The 12,725-nt window shown below is 54.2% G+C and carries 15 protein-coding genes; 2 read left to right on the top strand and 13 right to left on the bottom strand.

What is annotated here, in order from left to right; genetic code table 11:
• Positions 1-198: 198 nt before the first annotated feature.
• Positions 199-1,050 carry a 3-mercaptopyruvate sulfurtransferase gene (gene sseA, locus BZK42_RS21135; RefSeq protein ID WP_016154005.1) on the top strand — a complete coding sequence of 284 codons (852 nt, stop codon included), beginning with the start codon at positions 199-201 and terminating at the stop codon, positions 1,048-1,050.
• 222 nt (positions 1,051-1,272) lie between these two features.
• Here the strand turns inward: sseA and sseB are convergent, their stop codons facing one another.
• The 11 genes from sseB to trmJ form a co-directional block, all read right to left on the bottom strand.
• Positions 1,273-2,049 (bottom strand): enhanced serine sensitivity protein SseB, encoded by a 777-nt coding sequence (sseB, locus tag BZK42_RS21130; protein ID WP_016157136.1) that lies wholly within the window; start codon positions 2,047-2,049, stop codon positions 1,273-1,275.
• A gap of 70 nt (positions 2,050-2,119) precedes the next feature.
• Positions 2,120-3,403 carry an aminopeptidase PepB gene (gene pepB, locus BZK42_RS21125; protein ID WP_016157137.1) on the bottom strand — a complete coding sequence of 428 codons (1,284 nt, stop codon included), beginning with the start codon at positions 3,401-3,403 and terminating at the stop codon, positions 2,120-2,122.
• A gap of 60 nt (positions 3,404-3,463) precedes the next feature.
• On the bottom strand, positions 3,464-3,664 hold the full coding sequence (gene iscX / locus BZK42_RS21120; protein WP_003037694.1) for a Fe-S cluster assembly protein IscX: 201 nt from the start codon (positions 3,662-3,664) through the stop codon (positions 3,464-3,466).
• A gap of 11 nt (positions 3,665-3,675) precedes the next feature.
• Positions 3,676-4,011 carry an ISC system 2Fe-2S type ferredoxin gene (gene fdx, locus BZK42_RS21115; RefSeq protein ID WP_003037690.1) on the bottom strand — a complete coding sequence of 112 codons (336 nt, stop codon included), beginning with the start codon at positions 4,009-4,011 and terminating at the stop codon, positions 3,676-3,678.
• 1 nt (position 4,012) lies between these two features.
• Positions 4,013-5,863: a Fe-S protein assembly chaperone HscA gene (hscA, locus tag BZK42_RS21110; RefSeq protein ID WP_080860036.1), complete on the bottom strand. Its 1,851-nt coding sequence runs from the start codon at positions 5,861-5,863 to the stop codon at positions 4,013-4,015.
• 15 nt (positions 5,864-5,878) lie between these two features.
• Positions 5,879-6,394: a co-chaperone HscB gene (hscB, locus tag BZK42_RS21105; RefSeq protein ID WP_016154008.1), complete on the bottom strand. Its 516-nt coding sequence runs from the start codon at positions 6,392-6,394 to the stop codon at positions 5,879-5,881.
• A gap of 108 nt (positions 6,395-6,502) precedes the next feature.
• Positions 6,503-6,826 carry an iron-sulfur cluster assembly protein IscA gene (iscA, locus tag BZK42_RS21100; RefSeq protein ID WP_003835203.1) on the bottom strand — a complete coding sequence of 108 codons (324 nt, stop codon included), beginning with the start codon at positions 6,824-6,826 and terminating at the stop codon, positions 6,503-6,505.
• Positions 6,827-6,846: 20 nt separating this feature from the next.
• A complete protein-coding gene (gene iscU / locus BZK42_RS21095) occupies positions 6,847-7,233 on the bottom strand; it encodes a Fe-S cluster assembly scaffold IscU (protein WP_002913991.1) in 387 nt (128 codons plus the stop codon).
• Between the two features lie 25 nt (positions 7,234-7,258).
• Complete coding sequence (iscS, locus tag BZK42_RS21090) at positions 7,259-8,473, bottom strand: cysteine desulfurase (RefSeq protein WP_016154009.1); 1,215 nt, start codon at positions 8,471-8,473, stop codon at positions 7,259-7,261.
• Between the two features lie 167 nt (positions 8,474-8,640).
• Positions 8,641-9,132 (bottom strand): Fe-S cluster assembly transcriptional regulator IscR, encoded by a 492-nt coding sequence (gene iscR / locus BZK42_RS21085; RefSeq protein WP_005120405.1) that lies wholly within the window; start codon positions 9,130-9,132, stop codon positions 8,641-8,643.
• 217 nt (positions 9,133-9,349) lie between these two features.
• On the bottom strand, positions 9,350-10,081 hold the full coding sequence (trmJ, locus tag BZK42_RS21080; RefSeq protein WP_016157139.1) for a tRNA (cytosine(32)/uridine(32)-2'-O)-methyltransferase TrmJ: 732 nt from the start codon (positions 10,079-10,081) through the stop codon (positions 9,350-9,352).
• Positions 10,082-10,199: 118 nt separating this feature from the next.
• On the opposite strand from trmJ, the gene suhB reads away from it, so the two are divergent.
• Positions 10,200-11,003, top strand: coding sequence for an inositol-1-monophosphatase (gene suhB / locus BZK42_RS21075; protein WP_016157140.1), 804 nt, complete (start codon positions 10,200-10,202; stop codon positions 11,001-11,003).
• A gap of 83 nt (positions 11,004-11,086) precedes the next feature.
• Here suhB and BZK42_RS21070 read toward each other — a convergent pair whose 3' ends face one another.
• Together BZK42_RS21070 and BZK42_RS21065 are read right to left on the bottom strand one after the other, a co-directional pair.
• Complete coding sequence (locus BZK42_RS21070; RefSeq protein WP_047358243.1) at positions 11,087-12,067, bottom strand: nickel/cobalt transporter; 981 nt, start codon at positions 12,065-12,067, stop codon at positions 11,087-11,089.
• Positions 12,058-12,696 carry a DUF1007 family protein gene (locus BZK42_RS21065; protein WP_016157142.1) on the bottom strand — a complete coding sequence of 213 codons (639 nt, stop codon included), beginning with the start codon at positions 12,694-12,696 and terminating at the stop codon, positions 12,058-12,060. Before BZK42_RS21065 ends, BZK42_RS21070 begins: the two co-directional genes overlap by 10 nt.
• Between the last annotated feature and the right edge of the window lie 29 nt (positions 12,697-12,725).

Raw genomic sequence — 12,725 nt, 5'->3', positions numbered from 1 at the left:
CCTGGCCGTAGTGGCCCGTTAGCTACGTAGAACAACTATTATGCGTCAGATTTTCGGCTGTGGAAGCCAGTAACTGTTCTACGTTGTCCTATTTTTCGTGATTAATGTGGATTCGCCTGACAAATCAGCCTCTTTTACTTGTCGCATTGCACTAAACATCCGACAATTTGCCAATACCTGGTAAAAATGGAGATGCCTATGACCACCGCCTTTTTTGTCGCTGCCGACTGGCTTGCCGAACACATTGACGACCCGGAAATACAAATTCTTGATGCCCGGATGGCACCTCCAGGACAGGAAGATCGCGATGTTGGCGAGGAGTATCGCGCGGGCCATATTCCTGGCGCAGTCTTTTTTGATATTGAAGCGCTTTCCGACCATACGTCACCGCTACCGCATATGATGCCGCGACCGGAAGCCTTTGCCGTAGCGATGCGCGAATTGGGCGTTCATCAGGATAAACACCTGGTTGTCTACGATGATGGCAACCTGTTTTCCGCGCCACGCGCATGGTGGATGCTGCGGACATTTGGTGTCGAGAATGTCTCCATTCTGGCGGGCGGTCTGGCTGGCTGGCAGCGCGATGAGCTAATGCTCAAAGAAGGAAATGAGGATTTACCGGAAGGTGAATTTAACGTGGCATTTACGCCTGAAGCGGTTGTGCGCGTTACCGACGTACTGCTGGCCAGTCATGAAAAAACGGCGCAGATTGTCGATGCCCGACCGGCTGCGCGTTTTAATGCCGAAGTTGACGAGCCGCGTCCGGGCCTCAAGCGTGGCCATGTGCCTGGTGCGCTTAACGTACCGTGGACAGAGCTGGTTCGTGACGGTGAACTGAAAACTACCGACGAACTGGATGCTATTTTCTTCAGCCATGGCGTAAGCTTTGACCGCCCCATTATCGCCAGCTGCGGCTCAGGCGTCACGGCGGCGGTGGTTGTGCTGGCGCTTGCCACGCTGGGCGTTTCTAACGTCGCATTGTATGACGGCGCATGGAGCGAATGGGGCGCGCGTAACGATTTACCGGTAGAACCGGCTGAGACTCAATAAATTCTCATTTACTCATCTTTTTCACCCACAAAAAAACCGCTCAATGAGCGGTTTTTTTGTGCCAGTCCGGTTCGGGGCCTTTCCAGCAGGCTGTGCTGCTTTAGCAAAGCAGGCTCATCGTAGCGAACTAATACTCCCTTTTGAGGGAGAAAAAGCCAACTGAGTTAGCGGCAAAATTATTCAGTGCGCGAGGTATTATCCTTCGTGGCGGCTTTCCTTCACTCAGATAATCCGGTTCTGTTTGAAATCGCGCAGGAAACCGCCCCAGCGGCGTTCGTAGAACGGTGCGATGTGCTCAGTGATAAAGTGACTCACGCCCTTCTCACCTTTCTTCACCTGGCAGATATCAATGGGTTCATCACCCGGCAACGTATCGGTCGCGACGCTACCCGCAGCATGGATGATCTCTTCAATATCACCTTCAGCTTCAATACCAATCAGCAGATTCGGCTGGGCTTCCGCACTTTCTTTGATTGAGCAGAGAAATGCGCGTTTTACCGGCTTAATGGTTTTAAACAGCGTGGTCAGTGAGTCAATCATCTGCGCCGGAGGTTCGGCGACTTCAGAAAGGATCAGCGATTCACCACCTTCCAGTACTTCCTGGGTGCTTAGCGGATTACCCTCTTCCCCCATCAGCAGGCTGATTTCGCGCGGCATAAACTCTTTGCCGGTCGGCAGTTTAGCGTTGAGAAAGAGCGTTTCGCCAAGCGTCATTTCAAATAGCGTACGCACCGGCATAACGACAAATGCTTGCTCATCTTCAACCGCCTGTTGCAGGGCTTCCAGGGAGGTGAAGAACGGGATCACGGTCGTGCCGTCTTCTTTTTCCCAGTGTTGAAGGTCGAGGGCGCTGTCTTCAACCACCGCCTCGCCTTCTGCGGCAGTACCCGGCACCCAGACGGTGGATTCCAGTAATGTACGGAAAAATGCCGGACGATGCGCAGGCTCTGTCGCTGCTTGCTCCAGCAACGTTTCTAATTCATTTTTTGTTTCGGACATAAGTATCACAAATTGGATGAATACATGTAAGCCGGATAAGCGTAGCGCCATCCGGCAATACAGTCGTGAATTATGCGGTCAGCAGATTCGCGATGGTGCGCACACCCAGACCGGTTGCGCCCGCAGACCACTGCTCAACCGGCGCTTTGCGATAGGTTGCAGAGCAATCGATGTGCAGCCAGCCTTGCTGGTAATTTTCCACGAAATGGGACAGGAAGCCCGCCGCGGTGCTTGCACCCGCTGGGTAGGCCGCACTGCCGGTATTGTTCAGCTCGGCAAAATTTGACGGCAGTTGGCTACGGTGGAACTCTGCTAACGGCAAACGCCAGAACGGCTCGTTTTCTTGCGCCGCACTTGCCAACAAACGCGCGGCCAGTTGGTCATCAAAGCTAAACAGCGCGTGGTAATCGTTGCCCAGTGCGGTTTTTGCCGCGCCGGTCAGCGTGGCAGCATCAATGATCAATTCAGGTTTTTGCGCGCTGGCATCGATCAGGCCATCGGCCAGTACCAGACGCCCTTCAGCATCGGTATTCATCACTTCAACTTTTTTACCGTTGCGATAGTGAATGATATCGCCAAGCTTAAAGGCGTTGCCGCTGATCAGGTTATCCGCGCAGCACAGATACAGCTTCACACGCTTGTTCAGGCCACGGGTGATGGCAAACGCCAGCGCGCCGGTGACCGTTGCCGCACCGCCCATATCGGACTTCATTGAGTCCATAAATGCGCTTTGCTTGATGCTGTATCCGCCGGAGTCAAAGGTAATTCCCTTGCCAACCAGGCAGGCATAAACTGGAGCTTCTTTGTCGCCAGTCGGGTTGTAATCCAGCGCCAGCAGCACCGGCGGACGTTCAGAGCCTCGACCTACGGTATGCAGCCCCATGTAGTTCTGCTCGCGCAGATCTTCACCTTTGGTGATACGGTACGAGACGTTGTCGCAGGCCACGCCACACAGCAGGTCTACCGCGCGTTGCGCCAGCTGTTCCGGGCCCAACTCTTCTGCAGGTGCGTTAATGGTATCGCGCACCCAGTCAATAATCTTCAGACGGTTATCCAGCTCTTTGCGCTGCGCCTCGTCCAGAGCGGCCCACTCAACTTTGCGGGTGCCTTTTGGTCCTTTGTAACCCTGCCAGAACGCCCAGCTACGTTCGGTATCCCAGCCTTCACCATCCAGTTGGACATGTTTAATACCCAGGCCGTCAATTTTACGCGCGGCGCGCTGGATAAGGCTGAGATCATCTTTTCCGTTCAGGTGCAGGGTAATACCGTCATTATTAATGCTGTATGTCGCCTTTTCACCCCAGCGAGCGTCAGCGGGTTGCGTGGAAAGCGTAATTTTCATGGCTTCTGTCATTTTATTTATCCTTATTTCGCGCATACAGGAAAACGGGCCACCCGTGGGCAGCCCGTTGACTTATTCGGCTTCGTCCAGCCAGACCAGTAAAATGGCCTCAAGGATTTTTTCGTTCGATGCCTGTGGATCATCATCGAACTCTTCCAGGTCACAGATCCATTGGTGCAGATCGGTGAAACGAACGGTCTTGGGATCGAGATCGGGGAACGCGTCGTACAGCGCCTCGCCGATTTCGCGGCTATCGGTCCACTTCAGTCCCATACTACCCTCTGTTAATGCTCACGTGCATGATTGATTGTGTAACGTGGGATTTCGACCACTAAATCGTCCTCGGTTACCCGTGCCTGACAGCTTAAACGGCTCTCCGGCTCCAGTCCCCAGGCTTTATCCAGCATGTCGTCTTCTTCTTCTGTGCTTTCCGGCAAAGAATCAAAACCTTCACGTACGATGCAGTGGCAGGTCGTGCAGGCACAGGATTTTTCACAGGCGTGTTCAATCTCGATACCGTTACGCAGGGCAACGTCGAGAATGGTTTCGCCGGTCTCAGCTTCCAGAACTGCGCCATCGGGACAGAGATCCTGATGAGGCAAAATAACAATCTTTGGCATATTAAACCTCGTCCACGGAATGGCCTTTCAGCGCGCTACGGACGGATTTGTCCATACGGCGAGCGGCGAATTCCTGGGTTTGTTTGTCTACGTTTTTAATGGCTTGTTCTATCGCGTCAACATCGTCACCCTGTGCTACCTCGCCCAAGTGCGCGGCGGCGGTGTCGATAGCCTGACGTTCTGCGGCGCTTAACAGCGCGGCATCAGCGTTCAGCGCACCGGATAAACTCTCCAGTACGCGTGCCGCTTCGACTTTCTGTTCTGCCAGCATACGAGCTTTAACGTCCTGCTCGGCAAAACTCATCGAATCCTGAATCATGGAGGCGATTTCACTGTCGGTCAGACCGTAGGACGGTTTGACCTGAATCGAGGACTCAACGCCGGTGGATTTCTCCATAGCGGTGACGCTCAGCAGCCCATCAGCATCGACCTGGAAGGTCACGCGGATATGCGCGCCGCCTGCCGGCAACGCCGGGATACCGCGCAGCGCAAAACGCGCCAGTGAACGACAGTCTTGCACCAGCTCACGCTCGCCTTGCATCACGTGAATGGACATCGCGGTTTGGCCATCTTTAAACGTGGTGAAGTCCTGCGCGCGCGCCACCGGGATAGTGGTGTTACGCGGGATCACTTTCTCCACCAGACCGCCCATGGTTTCCAGTCCCAGAGACAGCGGGATAACGTCCAGCAGCAGCATTTCGCTGTCCGGTTTATTCCCGACCAGAATATCCGCCTGGATTGCCGCACCGATAGCGACCACTTTGTCCGGGTCGATAGAGGTCAGCGGCGTACGGCCAAAGAATTCACCGACGCGTTCACGTACCAGCGGCACGCGCGTTGAACCACCGACCATTACCACTTCCAGCACATCCTGCGGCTCAACGCCCGCATCTTTCAGCGCACGGCGGCAGGCCAGCAGCGTACGTTTAACCAGTGCGGAAATGAGTTCATTAAAGGTTTCACGGGTGATTTCACCCTGCCATCCCGCCACGTTAACCGTCACAGAATCGGCGTCGCTGAGTGCGATTTTCGCTGCAATCGCGGCATCCAGCAGCTCGCGCTGTACGCGGTTATCGCTGCGATCGGCAACGCCCGCCTGCTCGCGAATGTAATCGGCCAGCAGATGGTCAAAATCGTCGCCGCCGAGCGCGGAATCACCACCGGTCGCCAACACTTCGAACACGCCGCGACTCAGGCGCAGAATAGAAATATCAAAAGTACCGCCGCCAAGGTCATAGACCGCGATCACGCCTTCCTGACCGGAATCCAGGCCATAAGCGATCGCCGCAGCGGTCGGTTCGTTCAGCAGACGCAATACGTGCAGGCCCGCCAGACGCGCGGCGTCTTTCGTCCCCTGACGCTGTGCATCGTCAAAGTAAGCCGGAACGGTGATCACTACGCCATCCAGTTCGCCGGACAACGATTCGGTTGCCCGCGCGGCCAGCGCTTTCAGAATGTCAGCGGATACGCGCACCGGATTAAGCAAACCGGCAGCGGTTTCAATCATCGGCAGGCCGTTTTCGCTCGCCTGGAATGAATAAGGCAGATGTGGGTAACGCGCCTGGATATCCGCCAGAGAGCGGCCCATCATGCGTTTTACCGAGCTGACGGTGTTTGCCGTATCCTGCGCTGCATTGGCGCGGGCATCGTAACCGACCGAGTAGCCCTGTTGCTGATAGTGAACCACTGACGGCAACAGGTGGCGACCTTCATGATCTGCCAGCGTTTCGGCCTGGCCGCTGCGTACGGTCGCAACCAGGGAGTTGGTGGTGCCTAAATCGATACCGACCGCCAGACGACGCTGGTGCGGCGCGGCGCTCAGACCAGGCTCACTAATTTGTAATAAGGCCATTTTCGCTTCCGGAAATTAAAAATCGAGCAGTTTTTCTTCGAGTTGTTCTGCACTGCTTCGCAGTTTATCGAGAAAACGCAGCTTACGCACGGTATCTGCCGCTGCGTCCCACGTCTCGCTATCCAGCTGTTCCACCATCAGTTGATGGCGAACGTTGTACATTTCGCTGACGCGTTGCATAAACGCATCCAGCCGTTGATTGTCTTTTGCCTGTTCAATCTCGTCCAGCTCTTCGCGCAGCTCAAGTTGCTCCATCAGGAACGCGGTATCGCGCACCGTGTGCTGCTCGCTGCGGATATCAAAGCCGTGTAAAGACAACAAGTATTCGGCGCGCATCAAAGGATGACGCAGCGTTTGCCAGGCCTGGTTGATAGTGGCGGACTGCGAAACCGCAGCAAGTTGTTCCGCCTGAGAACCGCTGGCGAATTTATCAGGATGATACTGACGTTGTAGATCCTGAAAACGTAGGCTCAGCGCCTGAGTATCGAGCTGATAACGGGCCGGTAAGCCAAAGAGGGTGAAGTAGTCCATAACATTCTCAGGGCATCGATTCTCTGTTGTTCGATGAGGCAAAATCAGAGAGTCAGGTAAAACAAACCCCACGCGCAGGCGACCACGGTGGGGTTATCAGTAAGCGCGTTACACGTGGAAGCTTTCGCCGCATCCACATTCGTCTTTCACGTTCGGGTTAGTGAACTTAAACCCTTCGTTCAGACCTTCTTTGACGAAGTCTAACTGCGTACCGTCGAGGAATTGCAGGCTCTTACCGTCGATCACGACTTTTACGCCTTTGTCTTCAAACACGGTATCTTCAGCCGCCGGCTCGTCAACAAATTCCAGTACATAAGCCATACCTGAGCAGCCGGAGGTTCTCACGCCCAGACGCAGACCAAACCCTTTACCGCGGTTTGCCAGGAAGGTATTTACACGCGCTGCTGCACTGTCGCTTAAGGTAATCGACATAATAAAACCTCAACTCTTAATTATTTTGCTTCACGTTTGCTTTTGTAATCCGCAATCGCGGCTTTAATCGCGTCTTCAGCCAGAATAGAGCAGTGAATTTTCACCGGTGGCAGTTCAAGCTCGTCGGCGATATCGGTATTTTTGATCGCCTGTGCTTCGTCCAGAGATTTCCCTTTTACCCATTCGGTAACCAGAGAACTGGAGGCAATAGCGGAACCGCAGCCGTAAGTCTTGAAACGCGCGTCTTCAATGATACCCTCATTGTTGACTTTGATCTGCAACTTCATCACGTCGCCACAGGCCGGTGCACCCACCATGCCGCTGCCCACGTTCTCGTCGCTGTTGTCAAAAGAGCCCACGTTACGTGGATTCTCGTAATGATCGATTACTTTTTCGCTATAAGCCATGATGAATTCTCCTTATCGGTACCGATTAGTGATGTGACCATTCAATACTGTTCAAATCCACGCCCTGTTTGAACATTTCCCACAGCGGGGAAAGGTCGCGCAGGCGGCCAATGGAGTTGCGAACCAGATTGATGGCGTAGTCAATCTCTTCTTCGGTAGTGAAACGACCTAAAGAGAAACGAATTGAGCTATGTGCCAGCTCGTCGGTCATCCCCAGCGCGCGCAGCACGTAGGATGGCTCCAGGCTTGCAGAGGTACATGCAGAACCGGAGGATACAGCCAGGTCTTTCAGCGCCATAATCAGCGACTCGCCTTCAACAAAGTTGAAGCTAACGTTGAGAATGTTCGGCGCGCCCTGCTCGAGGTCACCATTGAGGTACACCTCTTCCATATCTTTCACGCCGTTCCACAGACGGTTACGCAGAGTGCGCAGGCGCGCCATCTCGGTTTCCATCTCTTCTTTGGCGATACGGTAAGCTTCACCCATCCCAACGATTTGGTGCACAGGCAGCGTACCGGAACGCATACCGCGCTCGTGACCGCCGCCGTGCATCTGCGCTTCAATACGAATACGCGGTTTACGACGAACGTACAGCGCGCCGATACCTTTCGGACCATAGATTTTGTGGCCGGAGAAGGACATCAGGTCAACTTTCAGTTGGCTCAGATCGATAGGCAGTTTGCCCACGCTCTGAGTCGCATCAACGTGATAGATGATACCGCGGGCACGGCACATTTCGCCGATGGTTGCGATATCCTGTACCACGCCGATTTCGTTGTTAACGTGCATGATGGAGACCAGAATGGTGTCGTCACGCATTGCCGCTTCAAGTTCTTTCAGGTCGATAATGCCATTACGCTGCGGGGCGAGGTAGGTCACTTCAAACCCTTCGCGCTCCAGCTGACGGCAGGTGTCCAGCACGGCTTTGTGTTCGGTTTTGCTGGTGATGATGTGCTTGCCTTTTTTCTGATAAAAGTTGGCTGCACCTTTAATCGCCAGGTTATCGGATTCAGTCGCACCGGAAGTAAAGACGATTTCACGCGGGTCAGCGCCCACGAGGTCGGCAATCTGGTTACGGGCGATATCTACCGCCTCTTCAGCCTGCCAGCCGAAACGGTGTGAACGGGAAGCTGGGTTACCAAAGTTTCCGTCCAGGGTCAGACACTGCATCATTTTCTCGGCAACACGCGGGTCCACCGGCGTGGTTGCGGAGTAGTCGAGATAGATCGGTAATTTCATTGCTCTATAAACTCCGTACATCGCTTCAATGCAAGGAATCAGGCAACCGGCTGGATGTACGACCGAGTTAACGGGGCGTCTGGCACCCCGGCCTGATTCTGAAATACTTTTTACGCTTCATCTTTCTGGCTGCCTTGATGCAACCAGAAGATATTGCGTAATTTTTATTAGGCACGCAGTTTGACGTCGATAGCGTCTTGCGTGCGGGTGCTGCGTGGAGCGTCATGTGTGTGCTGGCGACCAGACACATCCAGGACTTCCTGATTATTCACCAGTTCGCCCAACGTAATGTTGTTGAGGAAACCGGTCAGACGATCGCTCAGATCGCGCCACAGCGCGTGGGTCAGGCATTTATCGCCGCCCTGACAACCGCCTTTGCCCTGGCAACGGGTCGCGTCTACAGACTCGTCAACAGCGCTAATCACTTCACCTACTGCGATGCTGCCGGCATCTTTACCCAGCAGATACCCGCCGCCTGGTCCACGTACGCTGGAAACCAGACCGTTTTTACGCAAACGGGAAAACAGCTGCTCCAGATATGACAGGGAAATTCCCTGACGTTCAGAAATATCAGCCAACGGTACCGGGCCCGTTTCGGAGTTGAGCGCAACGTCCAACATTGCGGTCACGGCATAACGCCCTTTTGATGTCAGTCTCATGTCTTACTTAGCCTCAAACTCGCCCCTGCCCGGGGTTTTTTATTGTAAAATGGGGGTATTGCATAGCAGGGGCAAGTCTGACATTCCCGACTAAATCAGTCAACTATTTACTTGACTAATTTAGTCAGGTATTTAACCTTCAGTGCCATTTTCATTTACCGGATGGCGCTTCGCTAATCCGGCCTGGAAATCGTGCAGCCATCCGGCATCAAGACGCTTACTTGCCTTTATTCTGCTGCTCTATAGAAGCTAAAATTCCGCGCAAAATGTTCAGCTCCTGGCTCTCAGGACGCGCACGAGTGAACAGACGGCGCAGCTTGTTCATTACCTGCCCCGGATGTCCTTCGCGGATAAACCCGGTCGACAGCAGCGTTTGTTCCAGATGACCGTAAAAACGCTCTAAATCATCGACCAGCGGATACTCAGCTTCTTCGTATTCTGCAGTCTTGTCGCTTTCCTGCGTTGCCAGCCAGGCCATGCGAACTTCATAAGAGATGACCTGCACCGCCATCGCCAGGTTGAGCGAGCTGTATTCCGGGTTCGCGGCAATGGCGACGTGATAATGACACTTCTGCAGCTCTTCGTTGGTCAGGCCAACGCGTTCACGTCCAAACACCAGCGCCACCGGCGAGTTCGTTGCTTCAGAGACGCTTTTTAAACCGCATTCACGCGGATCCAGCATCGGCCACGGCAGCGTACGGGAGCGCGCGCTGGTACCCACCACCAGGCTGCAACCCGCCAGCGCTTCATCGAGAGTATCGACGATCTGCGCGCTGCCGATCACATCGCTGGCACCAGCCGCCAGGGCGATGGCCTGGGAGTCCGGTTTAACCAGTGGATTTACCAGCCACAGATTAGTTAAACCCATGGTTTTCATTGCGCGGGCCACAGAGCCCATGTTGCCAGTGTGAGAGGTTTCCACCAGCACGATTCGAATATTTTGCAGCATTGTATTTCTTCGGCTAAAGATTATTCGGGCATATTATCATAAAACGAAGACATATTCCGAACTCGCTGCTATACTCTGCGCCGTTTTCCCGTTCTTTAACATCCAGTGAGAGAGACCGATGCATCCGATGCTGACCATCGCCGTGCGCGCAGCGCGCAAGGCGGGTAATGTAATTGCCAAACACTACGAAACGCCAGACTCTGTAGAAACCAGCCAGAAAGGCAGCAATGATTTTGTGACTAACGTCGATAAAGCCGCCGAAGCGATTATTATCGAAACAATTCGCAAATCTTACCCACAGCACACCATCATCACCGAAGAAAGCGGTGAGCATGTTGGTGAAGATCAGGATGTTCAATGGGTTATCGATCCACTGGATGGCACTACCAACTTCGTAAAACGTCTGCCGCACTTCGCGGTTTCCATCGCAGTACGCATTAAAGGCCGTACTGAAGTCGCCGTTGTTTACGATCCAATGCGTAACGAACTGTTCACCGCAACCCGCGGCCAGGGCGCACAGCTGAACGGCTACCGTCTGCGTGGCAGCACTGCACGCGATCTGGACGGCACCATCATCGCCACCGGTTTCCCGTTCAAAGCGAAACAGCACGCCACGTCTTACATGAAAATTCTTGGCAAGATGTTTACCGAGTGCGCTGACTTCCGCCGCACAGGTTCTGCTGCGCTGGATCTGGCTTACGTTGCCGCTGCACGCGTTGACGGTTACTTCGAAATCGGTCTGAAACCATGGGATTTCGCCGCAGGTGAGCTGATTGCTCGTGAAGCAGGCGCACTGGTTTGCGACTTCACCGGCGGTCATAACTACATGGCGACTGGCAACATCGTTGCAGGTAATCCGCGCGTAGTGAAAGCCATGCTGGCTAACATGCGTGACGAACTGAGCGACGCGCTGAAGCGTTAATTCAGTACAGCCCGGTGGTGTCATGCTTACCGGGCTTACGTGTTGATACAGGCCGGACAAGGCGTAGCGCCATCCGGCTTTGATTAAAACGGTCTAATCCCTCGCCCCATCGGCACCGCGCTCCCCCACATCACTACCGCAGCAGCAATCAGCACCGCACCACCGGCTAATGCCAGCGTCGTCCAGCCAATCTGTCGCCACAGCACCGGCGCTTTATGTCCGCTAAGTCTCACCGCCAGCGAGCGGAAACTGTGTACCAGCAAAGCCAGTGACGTAATGGTCAAAGAGGTTCCTGCCGCCATCGCCAGCGCCGACGCCATGCCCCAGCTAAAAACGCCAACCACTTTGCTAAACAGTAAAACCATAATTGCCCCGGAGCATGGCCGCATTCCCATAGACAAAACGATCATCAGCCGGGCGCGCCAGTCATCACCGCTTTGCAGCTGTTCAGGATCAGGCAAATGCTGATGCCCACAGCCACATCCCTCGTGATGCACATGGTGCGGCGTGAAGGCGATAAATTTCGGGCGACGCAGTAACTGGCGCAATTTCTTCAGCGCACGGACGCACAATAAAACGCCCAACACGCCAACCAGCGCATAACTCCCTTTCTCCAGCCAGAAACTACTCATATGTAGCCGTCGTGCAGGCAACTGCAAAATGGTGAGCACCACAACCACCAGCCCGATGGCGACCAGTCCCTGTAATAAAGATGAGGCCAGCGTCAGGCCAATACTCGATCTCAGCTTCGAGGGATGCGTTGCCAGCCAGGTGGTAATGACGACTTTTCCATGTCCTGGTCCCAACGCATGCAGCACGCCATAGAGAAAACTAAACAGCAGCAGCGATCCCCCGGCCTGGGCCGGATTGGCGGCAACGGCTTTCAGCAAACCGCTCATCTGCTGGTTAACGTCGCGCTGCCAGACGACACTCTTCATCATCACCTGCGGCCAGGCCTGCCATAGCCACAGTATGCCGACTGCAGCCAACAGTAAAAACACCGCCAGCGGCCATAGTGTCAGCCAGCGGCGTCTGGCGGCGCGTTGTTGATAAACTACGGACATTGCAGCGTCACCGTCTGTGCAAACTGTTTACCCAATTCCATATCCTCCGGCGGTGCGTCTTCTTTATCCAGCGACTGCGCAAAGCTCAGCATTTGTTCATTCGGCGTCGGCGTATGTACTGAAATACGGCATTGCTGACTTATGGCCTGCGCCAGCCTGGCATCGCTGTCTTTGTCATAGCTCATATCAACGTAGTAGGTGGGGTCGAAGGTTGAAATGGTATATTTTTGACCGCTCAGCGGCTGAGCTTCCGCCAGCGGCAACACGAACGTCAGCACTGCCTGATGTTCTTCACGCTCCATGCCATATTCCGTCGGCCTGTTTTTAAACTTTACCTTTTTCCCGTCGTGCCACACTTCGGTGAAATAGTGCTGCCCGAGGACGTTGGCCATCACTTCTGCCGCCAGTTTTTTCCAGATCTCATCACCAGGTTTGGCATTTCCCGCATCGTAAAGCAGATCTGCCGAGGTGATTTCATCCATCGTCCAGCGCATTTTTAGCGCGACGAACTGGTCATTCTCGCTCACTATCTCGGTTTTCAAATGGATAAAGCTGTGGGGATGCGCACCTGCGCCAAAGGACAGGATCGCGAGAAACAACGTCATAATGATACGTTTAACGCCTTGCATGAGTTCTCCACGAGAAAAATCTACACCGC

It is taken from the genome of Citrobacter braakii, from assembly GCF_002075345.1.
In the GTDB taxonomy this organism is placed as follows: domain Bacteria; phylum Pseudomonadota; class Gammaproteobacteria; order Enterobacterales; family Enterobacteriaceae; genus Citrobacter; species Citrobacter braakii.
This window is presented reverse-complemented; position numbering and strand designations above follow the sequence as displayed.

Bases quoted from the DNA above. Each gene is read 5' to 3' on its own strand.
- sseA (WP_016154005.1), top strand. From the start codon at position 199: ATGACCACCGCCTTTTTTGTCGCTGCCGACTGGCTTGCCGAACACATT.
- sseB (WP_016157136.1), bottom strand. From the start codon at position 2,049: ATGTCCGAAACAAAAAATGAATTAGAAACGTTGCTGGAGCAAGCAGCG.
- pepB (WP_016157137.1), bottom strand. From the start codon at position 3,403: ATGACAGAAGCCATGAAAATTACGCTTTCCACGCAACCCGCTGACGCT.
- iscX (WP_003037694.1), bottom strand. From the start codon at position 3,664: ATGGGACTGAAGTGGACCGATAGCCGCGAAATCGGCGAGGCGCTGTAC.
- fdx (WP_003037690.1), bottom strand. From the start codon at position 4,011: ATGCCAAAGATTGTTATTTTGCCTCATCAGGATCTCTGTCCCGATGGC.
- hscA (WP_080860036.1), bottom strand. From the start codon at position 5,863: ATGGCCTTATTACAAATTAGTGAGCCTGGTCTGAGCGCCGCGCCGCAC.
- hscB (WP_016154008.1), bottom strand. From the start codon at position 6,394: ATGGACTACTTCACCCTCTTTGGCTTACCGGCCCGTTATCAGCTCGAT.
- iscA (WP_003835203.1), bottom strand. From the start codon at position 6,826: ATGTCGATTACCTTAAGCGACAGTGCAGCAGCGCGTGTAAATACCTTC.
- iscU (WP_002913991.1), bottom strand. From the start codon at position 7,233: ATGGCTTATAGCGAAAAAGTAATCGATCATTACGAGAATCCACGTAAC.
- iscS (WP_016154009.1), bottom strand. From the start codon at position 8,473: ATGAAATTACCGATCTATCTCGACTACTCCGCAACCACGCCGGTGGAC.
- iscR (WP_005120405.1), bottom strand. From the start codon at position 9,132: ATGAGACTGACATCAAAAGGGCGTTATGCCGTGACCGCAATGTTGGAC.
- trmJ (WP_016157139.1), bottom strand. From the start codon at position 10,081: ATGCTGCAAAATATTCGAATCGTGCTGGTGGAAACCTCTCACACTGGC.
- suhB (WP_016157140.1), top strand. From the start codon at position 10,200: ATGCATCCGATGCTGACCATCGCCGTGCGCGCAGCGCGCAAGGCGGGT.
- BZK42_RS21070 (WP_047358243.1), bottom strand. From the start codon at position 12,067: ATGTCCGTAGTTTATCAACAACGCGCCGCCAGACGCCGCTGGCTGACA.
- BZK42_RS21065 (WP_016157142.1), bottom strand. From the start codon at position 12,696: ATGCAAGGCGTTAAACGTATCATTATGACGTTGTTTCTCGCGATCCTG.